At 71.9% G+C, this 15518-nt stretch carries 15 protein-coding genes; 7 read left to right on the top strand and 8 right to left on the bottom strand.

Going from position 1 to position 15518, the window contains the following annotated elements; translation table 11 throughout:
- Nucleotides 1–21 precede the first annotated feature (21 nt).
- Both ABT342_RS16345 and ABT342_RS16340 read left to right on the top strand, forming a co-directional pair.
- Nucleotides 22–1101: a Zn-dependent alcohol dehydrogenase gene (locus ABT342_RS16345; protein ID WP_351573249.1), complete on the top strand. Its 1080-nt coding sequence runs from the start codon at nt 22–24 to the stop codon at nt 1099–1101.
- Nucleotides 1102–1322: 221 nt separating this feature from the next.
- Nucleotides 1323–2642: an MFS transporter gene (locus tag ABT342_RS16340; RefSeq protein ID WP_351573247.1), complete on the top strand. Its 1320-nt coding sequence runs from the start codon at nt 1323–1325 to the stop codon at nt 2640–2642.
- On the opposite strand, the gene ABT342_RS16335 is transcribed toward ABT342_RS16340, so the two are convergent.
- From ABT342_RS16335 to ABT342_RS16325, 3 genes are all read right to left on the bottom strand, one after another.
- Complete coding sequence (locus tag ABT342_RS16335; RefSeq protein ID WP_351573244.1) at nt 2605–3561, bottom strand: DMT family transporter; 957 nt, start codon at nt 3559–3561, stop codon at nt 2605–2607. The two genes, ABT342_RS16340 and ABT342_RS16335, sit on opposite strands and share 38 nt — an antisense overlap.
- A gap of 62 nt (nt 3562–3623) precedes the next feature.
- The gene (locus ABT342_RS16330; RefSeq protein ID WP_502965554.1) at nt 3624–4337 is read right to left on the bottom strand and encodes an ArsR/SmtB family transcription factor; all 714 of its coding nucleotides are present in this window, start codon (nt 4335–4337) and stop codon (nt 3624–3626) included.
- A 185-nt stretch (nt 4338–4522) separates the two neighbouring features.
- The gene (locus ABT342_RS16325) at nt 4523–5191 is read right to left on the bottom strand and encodes a TetR/AcrR family transcriptional regulator (protein ID WP_351573241.1); all 669 of its coding nucleotides are present in this window, start codon (nt 5189–5191) and stop codon (nt 4523–4525) included.
- Between the two features lie 69 nt (nt 5192–5260).
- Between ABT342_RS16325 and ABT342_RS16320 the strand changes: the two genes are divergently transcribed.
- The 3 genes from ABT342_RS16320 (at nt 5261) to ABT342_RS16310 (ending at nt 7562) form a co-directional block, all read left to right on the top strand.
- On the top strand, nt 5261–6418 hold the full coding sequence (locus ABT342_RS16320; RefSeq protein ID WP_351573540.1) for an acyl-CoA dehydrogenase family protein: 1158 nt from the start codon (nt 5261–5263) through the stop codon (nt 6416–6418).
- A gap of 153 nt (nt 6419–6571) precedes the next feature.
- Nucleotides 6572–6859 (top strand): YiaA/YiaB family inner membrane protein, encoded by a 288-nt coding sequence (locus tag ABT342_RS16315; RefSeq protein WP_351573238.1) that lies wholly within the window; start codon nt 6572–6574, stop codon nt 6857–6859.
- Between the two features lie 67 nt (nt 6860–6926).
- Entirely contained in the window at nt 6927–7562 is a 636-nt protein-coding gene (locus ABT342_RS16310) for a TetR/AcrR family transcriptional regulator (RefSeq protein WP_351573235.1), read from the top strand.
- Here ABT342_RS16310 and ABT342_RS16305 read toward each other — a convergent pair.
- Nucleotides 7550–8011 carry a MaoC family dehydratase gene (locus ABT342_RS16305; protein WP_351573232.1) on the bottom strand — a complete coding sequence of 154 codons (462 nt, stop codon included), beginning with the start codon at nt 8009–8011 and terminating at the stop codon, nt 7550–7552. The two genes, ABT342_RS16310 and ABT342_RS16305, sit on opposite strands and share 13 nt — an antisense overlap.
- A gap of 233 nt (nt 8012–8244) precedes the next feature.
- Here ABT342_RS16305 and soxR point away from each other — a divergent pair, with 233 nt between their 5' ends.
- Nucleotides 8245–8772, top strand: a complete 528-nt coding sequence (soxR, locus tag ABT342_RS16300) for a redox-sensitive transcriptional activator SoxR (protein WP_351573537.1) — start codon at nt 8245–8247, stop codon at nt 8770–8772.
- A gap of 21 nt (nt 8773–8793) precedes the next feature.
- Here the strand turns inward: soxR and ABT342_RS16295 are convergent, their stop codons facing one another.
- The 4 genes from ABT342_RS16295 to ABT342_RS16280 form a co-directional block, all read right to left on the bottom strand.
- Nucleotides 8794–9513: a YoaK family protein gene (locus ABT342_RS16295; RefSeq protein ID WP_351573229.1), complete on the bottom strand. Its 720-nt coding sequence runs from the start codon at nt 9511–9513 to the stop codon at nt 8794–8796.
- 211 nt (nt 9514–9724) lie between these two features.
- Nucleotides 9725–10825: an RNA ligase (ATP) gene (locus ABT342_RS16290; RefSeq protein WP_351573226.1), complete on the bottom strand. Its 1101-nt coding sequence runs from the start codon at nt 10823–10825 to the stop codon at nt 9725–9727.
- Between the two features lies 1 nt (nt 10826).
- Nucleotides 10827–11627 carry a 3-keto-5-aminohexanoate cleavage protein gene (locus tag ABT342_RS16285; RefSeq protein ID WP_351573223.1) on the bottom strand — a complete coding sequence of 267 codons (801 nt, stop codon included), beginning with the start codon at nt 11625–11627 and terminating at the stop codon, nt 10827–10829.
- 147 nt (nt 11628–11774) lie between these two features.
- Entirely contained in the window at nt 11775–12386 is a 612-nt protein-coding gene (locus ABT342_RS16280) for a hypothetical protein (protein ID WP_351573220.1), read from the bottom strand.
- Between the two features lie 219 nt (nt 12387–12605).
- Between ABT342_RS16280 and ABT342_RS16275 the strand changes: the two genes are divergently transcribed.
- Nucleotides 12606–15407 (top strand): penicillin acylase family protein, encoded by a 2802-nt coding sequence (locus tag ABT342_RS16275; RefSeq protein ID WP_351573217.1) that lies wholly within the window; start codon nt 12606–12608, stop codon nt 15405–15407.
- Nucleotides 15408–15518: the final 111 nt, after the last annotated feature.

The following is a 15518-nucleotide window of genomic DNA, read 5'->3' as shown; positions in this document are numbered from 1 at the left end:
CATTCCGAGGAGCCCACGACCGTGGTCCGTGCCGCCGTACTTCCCGCCATCGGTGCTCCGTTGGAGATCACCGGCATCGAACTGCCCGAACCAGGCCCCGGCCAGGTGAGGGTCCGCCTCGCCGCCGCCGGGGTCTGCCACTCCGACCTGTCCCTGTCCAACGGCACCATGCGCGTGCCCGTCCCCGCCGTGCTCGGCCACGAGGGCGCGGGCACGGTCGTCTCCGTCGGCGAGGGCGTCACCCATGTCGCCCCCGGGGACGCCGTGGTCCTCAACTGGGCGCCGTCCTGCGGGAAGTGCCCGCACTGCTCGATCGGCGAGGTGTGGCTCTGCGCCGACGCGCTCACCGGGGCGGGCAGCGTGTACGCCGTCTCCGAGGCCGGCACCGAGCTGCACCCCGGCCTCAACGTCGCCGCCTTCGCCGAGGAGACCGTCGTCGCGGCCAACTGCGTCCTGCCGGTGCCGGACGGCGTCCCGCTGGCCGACGCCGCGCTGCTCGGCTGCGCCGTCCTCACCGGCTACGGCGCGATCCATCACAGCGCCCGGGTCCGCGCGGGCGAGTCGGTCGTCGTCATCGGCGTCGGCGGGGTCGGTCTGGCCACCCTCCAGTCCGCCCGGATCGCCGGCGCGTCGACGATCATCGCGGTCGACGTGTCGGAGGAGAAGGAGGCCCTCGCGCGCCGGGCCGGAGCCACCGAGTACGTCGTCGCCTCCGACACCACCGCGCGGGAGATCCGGGGGCTCACGGGCGGGCTGGGCGCCGATGTGGCCGTCGAGTGCGTGGGCCGCGCCGCCACCATTCGTACCGCCTGGGACTCGACCAGGCGCGGCGGCCGCACCACGGTCGTCGGCATCGGCGGCAAGGACCAGCAGGTCACCTTCAACGCCCTGGAGATCTTCCACTGGGGCCGTACGCTCTCGGGCTGCGTGTACGGGAACTCGGACCCCGCGCGGGACCTCCCGGTGCTGGCCGAGCACGTCCGGGCGGGCCGGCTCGACCTGGGCGCGCTGGTCACGGAGCGGATCGGGCTCGACGGGATCCCGGCGGCGTTCGACAACATGCTGGCGGGCAGGGGTGGCAGGGCGCTGATCGTGTTCTAGTGGGGTGTCTTGTGGATCAGGCCCTGGCCGGACCCTCCCGGGCAGGGCCCCGGTCGTCTTCCGGAGGCTCCGCGTCCTCCTTGACATCCCGCGTCATCCTTCGCCGGACGGGTTCACACCGAACCCGTCCGGCGAACTGCTGCGCGAACCGTTGACGCCATACCCACCGGTCGGTACGTTCCCCGCACTCCTCGTCCCCGCACCCATCGGAGTGTGCACGCATGGACACGGCACAGGTCTCCGCCCCCGGCGGCGCCCCCACCGACCGCCACCGCCGCAGAGTCGCCACCGCGGCCGCCCTCGCCTCCGCCGTCGAGTGGTACGACTACTTCGTCTTCGGCATCGCCGCCGCCCTCGTCCTCGGCGATCTGTACTTCCCCGCGGGCAGCGCGTCCGCCGGTGTGCTCGCCGCGTTCGCCACCTTCGCGGTCGGCTTCCTCGCCCGCCCCATCGGCGGCGTCATCGCCGGCCAGCTCGGCGACCAGCGCGGCCGCAAGCCGATGCTCGTCCTCGCGCTCACGCTGATGGGCATCGCCACCACGGGCATCGGCCTCCTCCCGACGTACGAGACGATCGGCATCGCCGCTCCGCTGCTGCTCGTCCTGCTCCGCGTCATGCAGGGCATCGCCGTCGGCGCCCAGTGGGGCGGCGCCATGCTGATGGCCACCGAGTACGCCCCCGAGGGCAAGCGCGGGCTGTACGGCAGCCTCGTCCAGCTCGGCGTGCCGATCGGCGTGGTCACCGCCAACACCGTCTTCCTCGTCGCCGGTTCGCTCACCGACGACGCCACCTTCGCCTCCTGGGGCTGGCGGGTGCCGTTCCTCGTCGGCTTCCTGGTCCTCGCCCTTGCCTGGTACATCCACGCGCGGGTCGACGAGACGCCCGAGTTCCGCGCGGCCGAACGGGCCCTGGCCGAGCAGGAGAAGGCCGCCACCAGGTCCCCGCTCCGGACGATTCTGCGCCATCACCTCGGCACGGTGTTCCTCGCCGGTGGTTCCTTCGCGGTCAACACGGCGACCTTCTACATCATCGTCACCGGCGTGCTCGACTACTCGACCCGCGAACTCGGCATGGAGCGCAGCGCCGTGCTCACCGTCTCGCTCTGCGTCAGCCTCACCCAGCTCGCGCTGATACCCGCGTCCGCCGCCCTGTCCGACCGCGTCGGACGGCTGCGCGTCTACGCGTTCGGCGCGGTCGGGCTGCTGGTGTGGGCGGTACCGCTGTTCCTGCTCATCGACACCAAGTCGCTGCTGTGGCTGGCCGTCGGAACGTTCGTCACCAGCTGCTTCCTCAGCATCATGTACGGGCCCCAGGCGGCGCTCTTCGCCGAGCTGTTCACGGCCGAGACGCGCTACACCGGCGCCTCGCTCGGGTACCAGATCGCCGCGGTCCTCGGCGGCGGCCTGGCCCCGTTCATCATGGTGCTGCTGCTGGAGGCGACCGGCACGTCGATGGCCGTGTCCGGCTACATCGTCGGGCTCGCGGTCATCGCCCTCGTATCGATCAGGGTTCTCGCGAAGCGGGCGGCCGCCCGGACGTGACCTCCGCCGCTTCCGTGCCGCCGGTCCGGTCCTGCCCGGCCGGCGTGCGGGAGCGCGTACGGGAACGGGAGACCGCGACCCCCGCCAGGCACACCGCGCCGCCCAGCAGCGTCAGCCAGCCCGGCACCTCGTCCAGGAACAGCCAGGACATCAGCACCACCAGCGCGGGCACGGCGTACGTCGTCGCCCCCATCTTCCCGGCGGTCGTCCGGGCCAGGGCGTACGCCCACGTCGTGAACGCCAGCGCGGTCGGGAAAACGCCCAGATACACCATGTTGAGGGTCGCCGACAGCGGCGCGGCGGCGGCCTCCCGGACCAGCACCCCCGCGAACGGCAGACAGGCCACCGCGCCGATCACACAGCCCCACGTCGTCACCTGGAGCGCGGAGGCGTGCCGCAGCGCGGGCTTCTGGCCGACCACCCCGGCCGCGTACGACACCGCGGCCAGCAGACACAGCAGCACACCGAACACCGACGCCGAGCCGCCGCCGGACATCGAGAGGCCGACGACCGCCGCGCCCGCGAAGGACACCGCCATGCCCGCGAGCAGCCGCGGCGGCAGCCCCTCCTTCAGCAGCCATCCGGCGAGCAGGGCCATGACCAGCGGCCCGACATTGACGACCAGGGCCGCCGTGCCCGCGTCGACCTTCTGCTCGCCCCAGTTCAGGGCCACCATGTACACCCCGAACCACAGCAGCCCGGAGATCACGATCCCGGGCCAGGCCGCCCTGGGCGGCAGCCCCTCCCGGCGCACGGCACATATCGCGCCCAGCACCAGGGCCCCGGCCAGCAGCCGGCCGAGGGCGAGCGCGCCGGGGGAGTACTCCGCACCGGCGCTGCGGATCGAGACGAAGGCCGAGGCCCACAGGACCACGGTGGTCGAGGCCGCGGCGAAGGCGCGCCACTGGGTTGTCGTCATGCGGCGACCGTACGCCGCGGACTCTTCGGCTCCCACCGAAATATCCGTCGCCGGAACCTCCCTCACCGCAGTGCCTCCGCCCCGATGCCCAGCAGCTCGCCGAGGGCCCGCTCCCCGGCCTCGGTGACCTTCACCGCCCGCTCGGAGCCGATCCGTACGCACCAGCCGGAGTCCAGCGCGTGCCGGCACAGCTGAGCGCCCGCGACCCCGGCCAGGTGCGGCCGGCGTTCCGTCCAGTCCAGGCACGACCGGGCGAGCGGCCGCCGCCCGGCCCGCGGCAGGGCGATCCCGGCCGCCCGGAACCAGCCGAGCCCCGCGTCGGTCAGCGCGAAACCGGTGTCCTGGCGGAGCAGTCCGCGGGCCGTCATCGCCTCGGTGATCGCGATCCCGAGCCGTCCGGCGAGATGGTCGTAGCAGGTGCGCCCGCGCGCCATGGCGCTGCGCGCACTCGCCGCCCGCAGCGTGCGCGGCGGCTCGTCGGACCGGGCGGCGTGCGCGGCGAGCACCTCCACGAGGCGCGCGGCGGGCTCCCCGGCGAGTCGTACGTACCGATGTCTGCCCTGCCGCTCCTCGGCCAGCAGCCCGCCCGCGACGAGCTTGCCCAGATGCTCACTGGCGGTCGACGCCGCCACCCCGGCATGCCGGGCGAGCTCCCCGGCCGTCAGGGCCTGTCTTTCGGATCTTGCCGGGCTCGCGTGCCCTGGCACGCACTCCCCCAGAGCTTCGCCTGGGGGTGCCCCCAGCCGCGTTGTCGTCGGTCGCCATGGCTCCGCCATGTCTCCCTCCTCCGCCTTGCAGCTGCACGCACCAGACCCCGCTCGCTGATCCGGCCTGATCCAAAAGACAGGCCCTAGGCCCGCCCGTCGAGCAGCGCGAGGCAGAAGGCGGCACGGGTCTCGTCGGCGAGCAGTGCCGCGAGCGCGGCGACGTCCTTGGAAGCCATGCCTCCAGGGTGGCGCACTCACTGTTCGGCGGTGGCCGAAGCTTCCGTCCGTATCCCGGTCTCGTACTGCACCGCCAGACCGTCCAGCAGCGCCCGCAGCCCGGTCTCGAACGCCCCCTCGTCGACCTTCTCCTGCCGTTCGGCGAGGAGATGGGCCTGGCCGAGGTGCGGGTAGTCGGCCGGGTCGTACGCGGTCTCGTCGTCGACGAAGCCGAGGGCGAAGGAGCCGAGGGCCGAGCCCATCACGAAGTACCGCATCAGGGCGCCGATATGGGTGGCCTGGGCGGGCGGCCAGCCGGCCCGGACCATCGCGCCGAAGGCCGCGTCGGCGACCTTGAGGCCGGCCGGGCGGCGGCCGGGGCCCCGGGCGAGGACCGGGACGATGTGGGGGTGGGCGGCGAGGGCGGCGCGGTAGGAGACGGCCCAGTCGTGCAGGGCGGTGCGCCAGTCGCGGCTGTCGTCCTGGTCGAACATCGACAGATCGACCTGTGCGGAGATGGAGTCGGCGACCGCTTCGAGGATCTCGTCCTTGTTGCGGAAGTGGTTGTAGAGGGAGGGGCCGCTCACGCCCAGTTCGGCCGCCAGGCGGCGGGTGGAGACGGCGTCCAGGCCCTCCGCGTCCACGAGCGCGCTGGCCGCCCCGACGATGCGGTCCCGGCTGAGGAGGGGCTTGCGCGGTCTGGCCATGCGGCTCATAGTAGGCCCTGCCCGGCGGAAACTAGCGGTGGTAGTTTTATGGTGAAGGGGTGGCTCGTGGTGAACCTGGATCTCGACGAGGAGCAGACGGCCGTCCGGCAGCTCGCGCGCGACTTCGTCGGCCGCGAGATCGCCCCGCACGTCATCGACTGGGACCGGGCCGAGAATGTCGACAGATCGATAGTGAAGAAGCTCGGTGCGGTCGGCTTCCTCGGACTCACCATCGACGAGGAGTACGGCGGCTCGGGCGGCGACCACCTCGCGTACTGCCTGGTCACCGAGGAACTGGGGCGCGGCGACTCCTCGGTGCGGGGCATCGTCTCGGTCTCGCTCGGCCTGGTCGCCAAGACCATCGCGGCCTGGGGCCGTGCGGAGCAGAAGCGGTACTGGCTGCCGAGGCTGACCGCGGGCGAGGCCCTCGGCTGCTTCGGGCTCACCGAGCCCGGCACTGGCTCCGACGCGGGCAGCCTCGCCACCCGGGCCGTACGGGACGCGGACGGCGGCGCGTACGTCATCAACGGCTCCAAGATGTTCATCACCAACGGCACCTGGGCCGATGTCGTCCTGCTCTTCGCCCGCACCGGCGACGGCCCCGGCCACCGGGGCGTCTCCGCCTTCCTCGTGCCCACCGACACCCCCGGGCTGACCCGCCGCACCATCCACGGCAAGCTCGGCCTGCGCGGCCAGGCCACCGCCGAGCTCGTCCTCGAGGACGTCCGGGTGCCTGCCGACGCCATGCTCGGCCCCGAGGGCAAGGGCTTCTCGATCGCCATGTCCGCGCTCGCCAAGGGGCGGATGTCCGTGGCCGCCGGGTGTGTCGGTATCGCGCAGGCCGCGCTCGACGCCGCCGTCGGCTACGCGGGCGAGCGCGAGCAGTTCGGCAAGCCGATCGCCTCGTACCAGCTCGTGCAGGAGCTGATCAGCGACATCGCCGTGGACGTGGACGCGGCGCGGCTGCTGACCTGGCGGGTCGCCGATCTCGTCGACCGAGGCGAGGAGTTCGCCACGGCGGCCTCCAAGGCGAAGCTCTTCGCCTCCGAGGCGGCCGTCCGCGCCGCGAACAACGCTCTGCAGGTCTTCGGCGGCTACGGCTACATCGACGAGTACCCGGTCGGCAAGCTGCTGCGCGACGCGCGGGTGATGACCCTGTACGAGGGCACCAGCCAGATCCAGAAACTCATCATCGGCCGCGCGCTGACGGGGGTTTCGGCGTTCTGACGGCCGGCGGCGCGGGCCTCCGTGCGGCCCCGTGGGCGAGTGGGCCCGTCGGCGAGGTGGACCGTTCGTGACCTGGTCCCGTCCGTGAGGTGAGTACGTGACTGAGTACGGGAGCGGATATCGCCCCGTCCCCCTCCGGCGCATCCTTCCGGCATGAGCGATACACCGGTCAAACAGCAGAACACGGCGGCGTACTACGGCCAGGCCGTCGCCTCCTTCGCCATCGCGCTCGGTGCCGTGTCCCTCGGGATCTTCAACCTGGACGTCGACCCCTGGGTGCGCGCCTTCCTCGGCATCGCCGTCCTCTATCTCACGACCTCGGCGTTCACCCTGGCCAAGGTCGTCAGGGACCGGCAGGAGGCCGGTCAGATCGTCAGCCGGGTCGACCAGGCCCGCCTCGAGAAGCTCCTCGCCGAGCACGACCCGTTCCAGAAGCTGTGAGCCGACTCTAAGCGCTTGCTCAGGTTCGGGGTATGGTGTGCCTCCTGCCATGAGGAAGGGGCGAGCGATGAGTACGGCGGAGGAAACAGCCGGCGCCGAGGACATGCCGTGGGGTGAGGTCACCCCGGAGGCGGCCAGAAGGCTGCTCGTCGCCGCCGTCGAGGCCTTCGCCGAGCGCGGCTACCACGCGACCACGACCCGGGACATCGCGGGCCGTGCCGGAATGAGCCCGGCGGCACTCTACATCCACTACAAGACCAAGGAAGAGCTGCTCCACCGGATCAGCCGCATCGGCCACGACCGTGCGCTGGAGATCCTGGAGGGTGCGGCCGACGGCGGGGGTTCGGCGGCCGACCGGCTCGCCGAAGCCGTACGCTCCTTCGTCCGCTGGCACGCCGGACACCACATGACCGCGCGCGTGGTGCAGTACGAACTCGACGCGCTCGGCGACGACCACCGCACCGAGATCGTCGAGCTGCGGCGCAGGAGCGACGCGGCGGTGCGCCGGATCCTCAGCGAGGGCGTGGCGGCGGGGGAGTTCGACGTCCCGGACGTCCCCGGCACGACGCTGGCCGTGCTGTCGCTGTGCATCGACGTGGCGCGCTGGTTCAACACGCAAGGGCGCCGGACGCCGGACGAGGTCGGCGCGCTCTACGCCGACCTCGTCCTGCGGATGGTGGGAGCGGGCGCTCAGAAGAAGTAGCGGGACACCGACTCGGCGACGCACACCGGCTTGTCGGCGTCCTCGCGCTCGACCGTGATGACCGCCGTCACCTGCACGCCGCCGCCCGCCTCCTCGACGCTCGTCAGCACGCCGGTCGCGCGCAGCCGCGAGCCGACCGGCACGGGGGAGGGGAAACGGACCTTGTTGGTCCCGTAGTTGATGCCCATCTTCATGCCTTCGACCCGCATGATCTGCGGCACGAGGGTGGGCAGCAGCGACAGCGTGAGATAGCCGTGGGCGATCGTCTTCCCGAACGGACCCGCCGCCGCGCGCTCCGGGTCCACATGGATCCACTGGTGATCACCGGTGGCGTCGGCGAAGAGGTCGATCCGCTTCTGCTCGATCTCCAGCCAGTCGCTGTGACCCAGCTGCTCGCCGACCCCTGCGGCCAGTTCCTCGGCGGACGTGAAGATCCTCGGCTCTGCCATGTCCCTGCTCCCTGCCTCTCGCTCTCGCCACGCGCCATGTGTCTCGGACCCGCTACTTGTCTAAGCGCTTGCTCAGCATGGTGGGGCCGGGTGCTCCTGTCAACGGACGACCGCACGCGAACCTCGCGCAAGATCCCAGTAGGCTCGGGCGAATGCCCCAGATCACCGAGCAGATCACCGAGCAGATCACCGAGCAGATCACCGAGCAGATCACCGAGCAGATCGCCGAGCAGATCGCCGAGAAGGCGACCGGGAAGGCGACCGGGAAGTTTCCCGAAGAGCCTGCCCAGAAGGTCCACGCGCGCGGAGAGCTCACCGTCGGCCAGCTCTCCGCGCGCAGCGGAGCCGCGGTCTCCGCCCTCCACTTCTACGAGGCCAAGGGGCTGATCAGCAGCCGCAGGACCGCGGGCAACCAACGCCGTTACGGGCGTGACGCGCTGCGCCGCGTGGCCTTCGTACGCGCCGCGCAGCGGGTGGGCATCCCGCTCGCCACGATCCGCGACGCCCTCGCCGAACTGCCGGAGGAGCGCACCCCCAACCGGGCCGACTGGGCGCGGCTCTCGGAGAGGTGGCGCTCCGAACTCGACGAGCGCATCAAGCAGCTCGGGCGGCTGCGGGACCATCTGACCGACTGCATCGGCTGCGGCTGCCTCTCCATGGAGACCTGCGTCCTGTCCAACCCGGACGATGTCTTCGGTGAGCGCATGGCGGGCTCGCGGCTGATGCCGGAGCGCCGAGGTGCCCGGGAGGGCGGCGCCTGACGGCACGTCGCACGGGGGTGGTCAGCCGGACGTGGCGGCAGGCCCGCGGGAGGCGAAGGAGAACGCGAACGCGACGGCCAGCACGCACGCGGCGGTGACCAGCAGCACCACGGACGGCCGGACCCCTTCGTGGAGCATCCATCCGCCCATCAGACCGCCCCCGAACATGGCACCGATCGAGGCCGCGCGGCGCCCTTCATGGCGTGCTCCCGACGGGATACGGGTGTCGTGGCCGAGGGGCGAGCCACCGATGAGCGCCGTCAGCGTCCGTGTGACCACCGTGGTCGATACGTCGGGGACGCCCGCCCGTATCGTCGTGACATTGCGCAGGCCCATGGCCAGTGCCACCAGGGCGACCGCCGTGTAGTGCCGGCCGGTGAGCGGCTGGCCGGCGCGCTCGACTCCCCACTGTGCCACCAGCCCCGCGATTCCCAGCAGCACGGCTTCGAGGTACAGCGCGGTGAGCAACCACCGGTGACCGAGGACGTCCTCGTGCGATTCGAACCGCGCGCCCAGGAGGGCTCCGACGGTGAACCCGAGCAGCGAGGCCAGCGGCGCCGCCACGGACAGACCCATGAAGTCGGCGCCCCCGAGCGCGAAGGCAAGGAACAGCGTGTTGCCCGTCTGGACGGCGGTGAACGCCGGGCCGAGCGCGAGGAAGCTGACCGCCTCCACCATGCCCGTGACCAGGGTGAGTGCCACCATGGCAGAGGTCAGGGCGGATGCGCGCGTCGGTTTCACGCGCCGAGTCTCGGTGCGTCCGGGCCTCCGGACCGCCGATTGCGCCGACCGTGGGCGTGCGCCCGTGCGCCCGTGCGCCCGTGAGCGCGTGAGCCCGTGCGGCTGTTCAAGGCCCCACGGTTTTGCGGCCCTCCGGCCCCAAGGCTGTACGTCTCCGAAGTGCCCGGTGGCCCGCACCCCCGTGACGGGCCACCGGACGCCCCGCGCGCGGTCACTCGTACTCGGTGCCGCCCTTGCGGGTCAGATACGCCGGGCTGACCGACTTGGCTATCGCCCGGCCGCCCACGACGGGGCTGTAGCGCTCCGTCACGGGGCGGATCACCACGCCCTCGCGCAGATGCAGATCACGGCCCGACACCGTCTCGCGGCCGGTCGCGAACTCCAGCACCGTCTCCAGCGCGTAGGGGCCCTCGTAGAGCCGTGGCACCAGCGGCAGTTCACCCGCGAGCAGCTCGGCCGGGTCCAGCCAGCGCACCTGCCCGTCGATCTCGGCCGAGACGTCGAACACGGCGAAGCCGAGCTCCGTGGAGCGGGCGTTCGCCCCGTACGACAGGTCCTGCACCCCGGCTCCGTACACCTCGCCGAAGATGCCGACCCGGCTCGCCCCGAGCTTCTCGGCGAGCCGCGCCGCGACCGCCGGGACGCCGTGGCCGGTGATCGCACGCCAGTACAGATTGCGGGGGTCCTCCTTGAGCGCCAGGCCCTTGGCCCCGAATCCCTTCGACGACACCCGTACGATCCCCCGAGGCCCTTCGGGCACGGGAGGGGCCCCCAGGCCCTCGGCGACGTACGTCACCAGGCACGCCGTCCCGTGCAGTTTCTCCGTCAGGACGACGGGCTCGCCCGGCTCGAAGATGTCCGGATACCGCTGGAGGTTCTCGATGTCGACCCACGGCAGGAGATCCGGCGCGGACTCCACCTCGCCGCTCATGGTGGGCGGGATGGGCGGCGACCACTTCGTGATCCCGAGCAGCTCGGCGAAGTCCGTGCCGTCGGCCGCCGCGCGCTCCAGGTCGGTGCCGGCGAGCGCCTTGGGCCGGCACACGATGCCCTGCGACAGCTCTCCGCGCAGCCGCACCGCCTTGACCCGGTTCGACGCCTTCCCGCCCAGCCGGCCGGTCAGCCCGAACTCCTCGACCAGCGCGGCCGGCAGCACGGCCTGCTCCGGGATGTAGACGGCGATGTCGCCGGTGCGGTAGGCGCCCTTGGCGACGACGGCTCGGTACAGACCCACCTGGGCCAGCTCGAGCGCGTCCGCGTTCGGATGCTCATGGATCGTCAGTGGTTCGGCGGTGACGCGCAGTGTCGACATGTCAGGACTCCTCGGGTGTGACTCTCATCGCGGGCCCACTGTCGTCGCCCGGAATTGCGGTGGGCCAGCGATTTCCGCTCTGATAGCGTCGCCCCTCCGTCAGGTCCCGTGCCGCCGCCACCAACTGGGCGTTCGACCGAGCCGCCCGGCCGTCCGGCAGCACCAGCACATCCTCCAGACCGATCCGCACATCCAGCCCCAGCTCCGCGGCGAACCGCAGCACGGGCCACGCCCCGCCGTCCTCGCCGTGCGGCAGCACGGGGACGCCGCCCGGCACCCGCAGCCCGGCCAGGAGCGCCCGGGCCGAATCCGCCGCCGTGTTCGGGTCGGTGTCGGTCACCTCCGCCCGCACACGCAGCACCCGTGGCGCGAGCGGGGACTCGGCGAAGAGCCGGGGGCCCTGGGTCCCGGCCCGGAGACCGGCCTCCACCGCCACCCCGCGCTCCAGCAGCGCCGCGGCGACGGCTTCCGCGCCCGGCTCGTGCCAGTCGACCGAGGCGTGGTCGGGCAGCACCGTCCAGGCGCGGACGCGCTCCACCCGCCGCACGGGGTCCGGCTCGGACCTGGCACCGGCCGTCACCCCGACCGGCACGTCCACCGCGGCGCGTATCGCCTCGAGCACGGGGCCGACCACGCGCGGCGAGAGCGAGTCGCTCCCGCACGGCGTCTTCGGACGCACACGCACCTCGGCCGCGCCGGCGGCGACCGCCGCCGCGGCCGACTCGGCGAGCGCGCCGGGCGACATCGGCACCGCGGCCGAATCCCCCGCGCCACGGGTCCCGTTCAGACAGACCTGGATCATGTCTTCGATGGTGCCAGGCGCCACTGACAACGAGGCACCCGCCGCGGCTCGTTCGGCGCGGCGGGTCCCCGCGTGCTCGGGCCGGGGTCCTCCCACGCCCCCTGGGGTCCCTCCATGCCGCAGGGCACAGGGGTCGCAGGGGGAACCTCAGGCCACCGACGCCAGCTCCCGGCCGCGTATCCGCTTCGCGGTCCGCAGGGCCCGGCCCGTCAGTACCGGCTGGGGCACGACCACCCCGCAGCCCGTGCACACCGGGCCGACCCAGGGCTCGTGGTCCAGGTCCTGCCGCCACACGATCCGGCTCTCCGCACAGACCGGGCAGACCTCGCCGGGCGTACTCTCCAGCGCGCCGATCAGCCGCCGCAGCACTTCGTCCAGCGGGTCCGACGGATGTACCGACGGGTCGTCGCAGCGGGCGATCCCATGACCGCCCCAGGTGCGTCGGTGCCAGTCGTCGATCGTCCCGGGGCGGCGCAGCCCGTCGTGCTTCTCGCGCTTGCGGCGCTCCGCGAACTTCTCCTCGTACGCGAGCCACACGGCCCGCGCCTCCTCCAGCTCTTCGAGCGCGGCCACCAGCCGCGCCGGATCGGGCGCCCGGTCCTCGGGCTCCATGCTGTGCCTGGAGCACAGGTGATGCCAGGTCGCCCGGTGGCCATAAGGGGCAAACCTCTCCAGGCACTTGCGCAGTGAGTAACGCCGCAGCGCCAGATCGCATCGCGGGTCGCGCACCTGTCTCGCAAGACTCCGGAAACCGGCCATCGCACTGCCACCTCCGTCGCTCGTACTCCGTCGCTCGTACTTCCGCGTTGAGGAATGGACGTACGACTACCAGATCCGGCTCCCTCGAAAATGCGTTGGATTACCCCAGTGGCTGAATGATGCGCGTGTGCCGATTCGGAAAAAGTGACGGTTGTTCATCTTACCGACGGGTCATACCGCCAGTAACCTGCGCCGCACCAGTCCTCCCGAGGAGCACCCATGCGACGCACCGGACCCCCCACCGGACGATTCAGAACCGCCTGCGCGGTCCTCGCACTTGGCGCAACCCTGCTGGCCCCGCTGCCACAGGCCACCGCCGCCGACGAGCCCGCCCCACCCGTCACCGACCACTGCCTGAGCCAGGGCGTGAGCCAGTGCGCCGACATCCTGCCGCCCGGGCAGAACGGCAACGCCACGCTCGCGGCGATCCTCGCCCACCGCGTCCTCGGCACCCGCCCCGGCCACAGCTCCGACCAACTCGCCCGCTACGACTCCCTGGTCGGCGGCTACGGCGGCCTCACGGACGAGAAGCTCACCGACTTCTTCAACGACGCCTCCTTCGGCGTCCCCGCGGGTCAGGCCGAATCCGTCTCCTCACCGCGCGCGGACGTCACCATCACCCGGGACAAGAAGACCGGAGTCCCGCACATCAAGGGCACCACCCGGTACGGGACGGAGTTCGGCGCCGGATACGCCGCAGCCCAGGACCGGCTCTGGATGATGGACCTCTTCCGCCACATCGGACGCGGCGAACTGACCTCGTTCGCCGGCGGCGCCCTCGCCAACCAGGGCCTGGAGCAGCAGTTCTGGCCCCAGGCTCCGTACACCGAGGCCGACTACGAGGCCCAGATCGCGTACATCAGGACCCATGAGGGCGCCCGCGGCGAGCAGGCCATGGCCGACGCCCAGGCCTACGTCGACGGCATCAACGCCTACCGCGAGCAGTCCAAGAACGGCCGCTACTTCCCCGGCGAGTACGTCCTCACCGGACACGTCGACGCGATCACCAACATCGGCGAGATCGCACCCTTCAAGCTCACCGACCTGATCTCCATCGCCTCGGTCGTCGGCGGCCAGTTCGGCGGTGGCGGAGGCGGCGAGGTCCAGGCGGCACTGTCCCTCCTCGCGGCACAGCAGAAGTACGGCGTCGTCGAAGGCACCAAGGTCTGGGAGTCGTTCCGCCAGCGCAACGACCCCGAGGCCGTCCTCACGGTGCACGACGGCACCTCCTTCCCGTACGCGCAGAAGCCCGCGAACGCGCGCGGCACCGCACTGCCCGACCCCGGTTCGGTCAAGCCCGAGCAGCTCGTGTACGACCGCACCGGATCCGCCGGCACCAACACCAAGGCCCCCCTGCGCGTCCCCGGGCATCTCAAGCCCGCCCAGGGCATGTACGACCAGGGCGTCCTGCCACCCGGCTCGCTCGACCCGAAGCGCGGCATGTCCAACGCCCTGCTCGTCTCCGGCGCCCACACCGCGAGCGGAGACCCGGTGGCCGTCTTCGGCCCCCAGACCGGCTACTTCGCCCCCCAGCTGCTGATGCTCCAGGAACTCCAGGGCCCCGGCATCTCCGCCCGCGGCGTCTCCTTCGCCGGTGTCGGGATGTACGTCCAGATGGGCCGCGGCCAGGACTACGCCTGGTCCGCCACATCCGCCGGCCAGGACATCACCGACACCTACGCCGTCGAGCTGTGCCAGGACGACGTCCACTACCTCTACCGGGGCGTGTGCACCCCGATGGAGAAGCTGGAGAAGCGCAACTCCTGGAAGCCCACCGTCGCCGACGGAACCGCCGCCGGTTCCTACCGGATGCAGGTCTGGCGCACCAACTACGGCATCGTCACGCACCGCGCGACGGTCGGCGGCAAGCCCGTCGCGTACACCTCGCTGCGAACCACCTACCGCCACGAGGCCGACTCGATCATCGGCTTCCAGATGCTCAACGACCCCTCGTACGTGAAGGACGCCCAGAGCTTCCAGCGGGCCGTCCACCACATCGACTACGCCTTCAACTGGTTCTACGCGGACTCCCGCACCACCTCCTACTACAACAGCGGCATGAACCCGGTCCGCGCGTCCGGTGTCGACCCAGCCCTGCCGGTCAAGGCCGAGCCGGCCTACGAGTGGCAGGCCTACGACCCCGCCGCCAACACCGCCGCGTACACCCCCTTCGCCCAGCATCCGCGGTCCACCGGCCAGGACTACTACATCTCCTGGAACAACCGGCAGGCCAAGGACTACAACACCGCGGGCTTCGGCTTCGGCGCCGTCCACCGCGGCGACCTCCTCGACGACCGCGTCGCGAAACTCGTCGCGGACGGCGGCGTGACCCGGGCGTCCCTCACCCGGGCGATGGCCGAGGCAGGCGTCACCGATCTGCGCGGCGAGCAGCTGCTCCCCGAACTGCTCAAGGTCCTGCGCAGCGCCCCGGTCACCGACCCGCAGGTGAACGCCGCCGTGCAGAAGCTGGAGTCCTGGCGCGCCGCGGGCTCGCAGCGCAAGGAGACCGCTCCCGGCTCGCACACCTACGGACACGCCGACGCCGTACGGATCATGGACGCCTGGTGGCCGTTGCTGATCGAGGCCGAGTTCAAGCCCGGTCTCGGCGAGGACCTCTACCGTGCCCTCACCGCGGGCCTCCCGACCGACGAGTCACCGGCCGCGAACCACGGCCCGACCGGAGGACACGGCGGCTCCGCCTTCCAGTACGGCTGGTGGGGCTTCGCCGACAAGGACCTGCGCCAGGTCCTCGGCCAGCAGGTGGCCGGCCCGCTCGCCAGGACGTACTGCGGCAACGGCGCACTCGCCGCCTGCCGCGACGCGCTGCTCACCACCCTCAAGCAGGCCGCGGCCAAACCCGCCACCGAGGTCTACCCCGGTGACGGCAGCTGCGGCGCCGGCAACCAGTGGTGCGCGGACACGATCGTGCACCGCGCGCTCGGCGGTATCACCCACCCGTCGATCCACTGGCAGAACCGTCCCACCTATCAGCAGGTCGTCGAGTTCCCCTCGCACCGCTAGCGGGCGTCCGGGCCGTGGTCCTTCTTGCCCGACCAGCGGCTCGGCGCGCCGGGCAGCCGGGCGGCCTCGTGCGCGGCATCGTCGGACCAGCGCGCCCACGGGTGGTCCGAG

Source organism: Streptomyces sp. NPDC000410, assembly GCF_040300305.1.
GTDB lineage: Bacteria > Actinomycetota > Actinomycetes > Streptomycetales > Streptomycetaceae > Streptomyces.
Note: the sequence above shows the minus strand (reverse complement) of the source record. Positions and strands in the feature narration are given on the sequence as shown.

Bases quoted from the DNA above. Each gene is read 5' to 3' on its own strand.
- ABT342_RS16340 (WP_351573247.1), top strand. From the start codon at position 1,323: ATGGACACGGCACAGGTCTCCGCCCCCGGCGGCGCCCCCACCGACCGC.
- ABT342_RS16335 (WP_351573244.1), bottom strand. From the start codon at position 3,561: ATGACGACAACCCAGTGGCGCGCCTTCGCCGCGGCCTCGACCACCGTG.
- ABT342_RS16330 (WP_502965554.1), bottom strand. From the start codon at position 4,337: ATGGCGGAGCCATGGCGACCGACGACAACGCGGCTGGGGGCACCCCCA.
- ABT342_RS16325 (WP_351573241.1), bottom strand. From the start codon at position 5,191: ATGGCCAGACCGCGCAAGCCCCTCCTCAGCCGGGACCGCATCGTCGGG.
- ABT342_RS16315 (WP_351573238.1), top strand. From the start codon at position 6,572: ATGAGCGATACACCGGTCAAACAGCAGAACACGGCGGCGTACTACGGC.
- ABT342_RS16310 (WP_351573235.1), top strand. From the start codon at position 6,927: ATGAGTACGGCGGAGGAAACAGCCGGCGCCGAGGACATGCCGTGGGGT.
- ABT342_RS16305 (WP_351573232.1), bottom strand. From the start codon at position 8,011: ATGGCAGAGCCGAGGATCTTCACGTCCGCCGAGGAACTGGCCGCAGGG.
- ABT342_RS16290 (WP_351573226.1), bottom strand. From the start codon at position 10,825: ATGTCGACACTGCGCGTCACCGCCGAACCACTGACGATCCATGAGCAT.
- ABT342_RS16285 (WP_351573223.1), bottom strand. From the start codon at position 11,627: ATGATCCAGGTCTGTCTGAACGGGACCCGTGGCGCGGGGGATTCGGCC.
- ABT342_RS16280 (WP_351573220.1), bottom strand. From the start codon at position 12,386: ATGGCCGGTTTCCGGAGTCTTGCGAGACAGGTGCGCGACCCGCGATGC.
- ABT342_RS16275 (WP_351573217.1), top strand. From the start codon at position 12,606: ATGCGACGCACCGGACCCCCCACCGGACGATTCAGAACCGCCTGCGCG.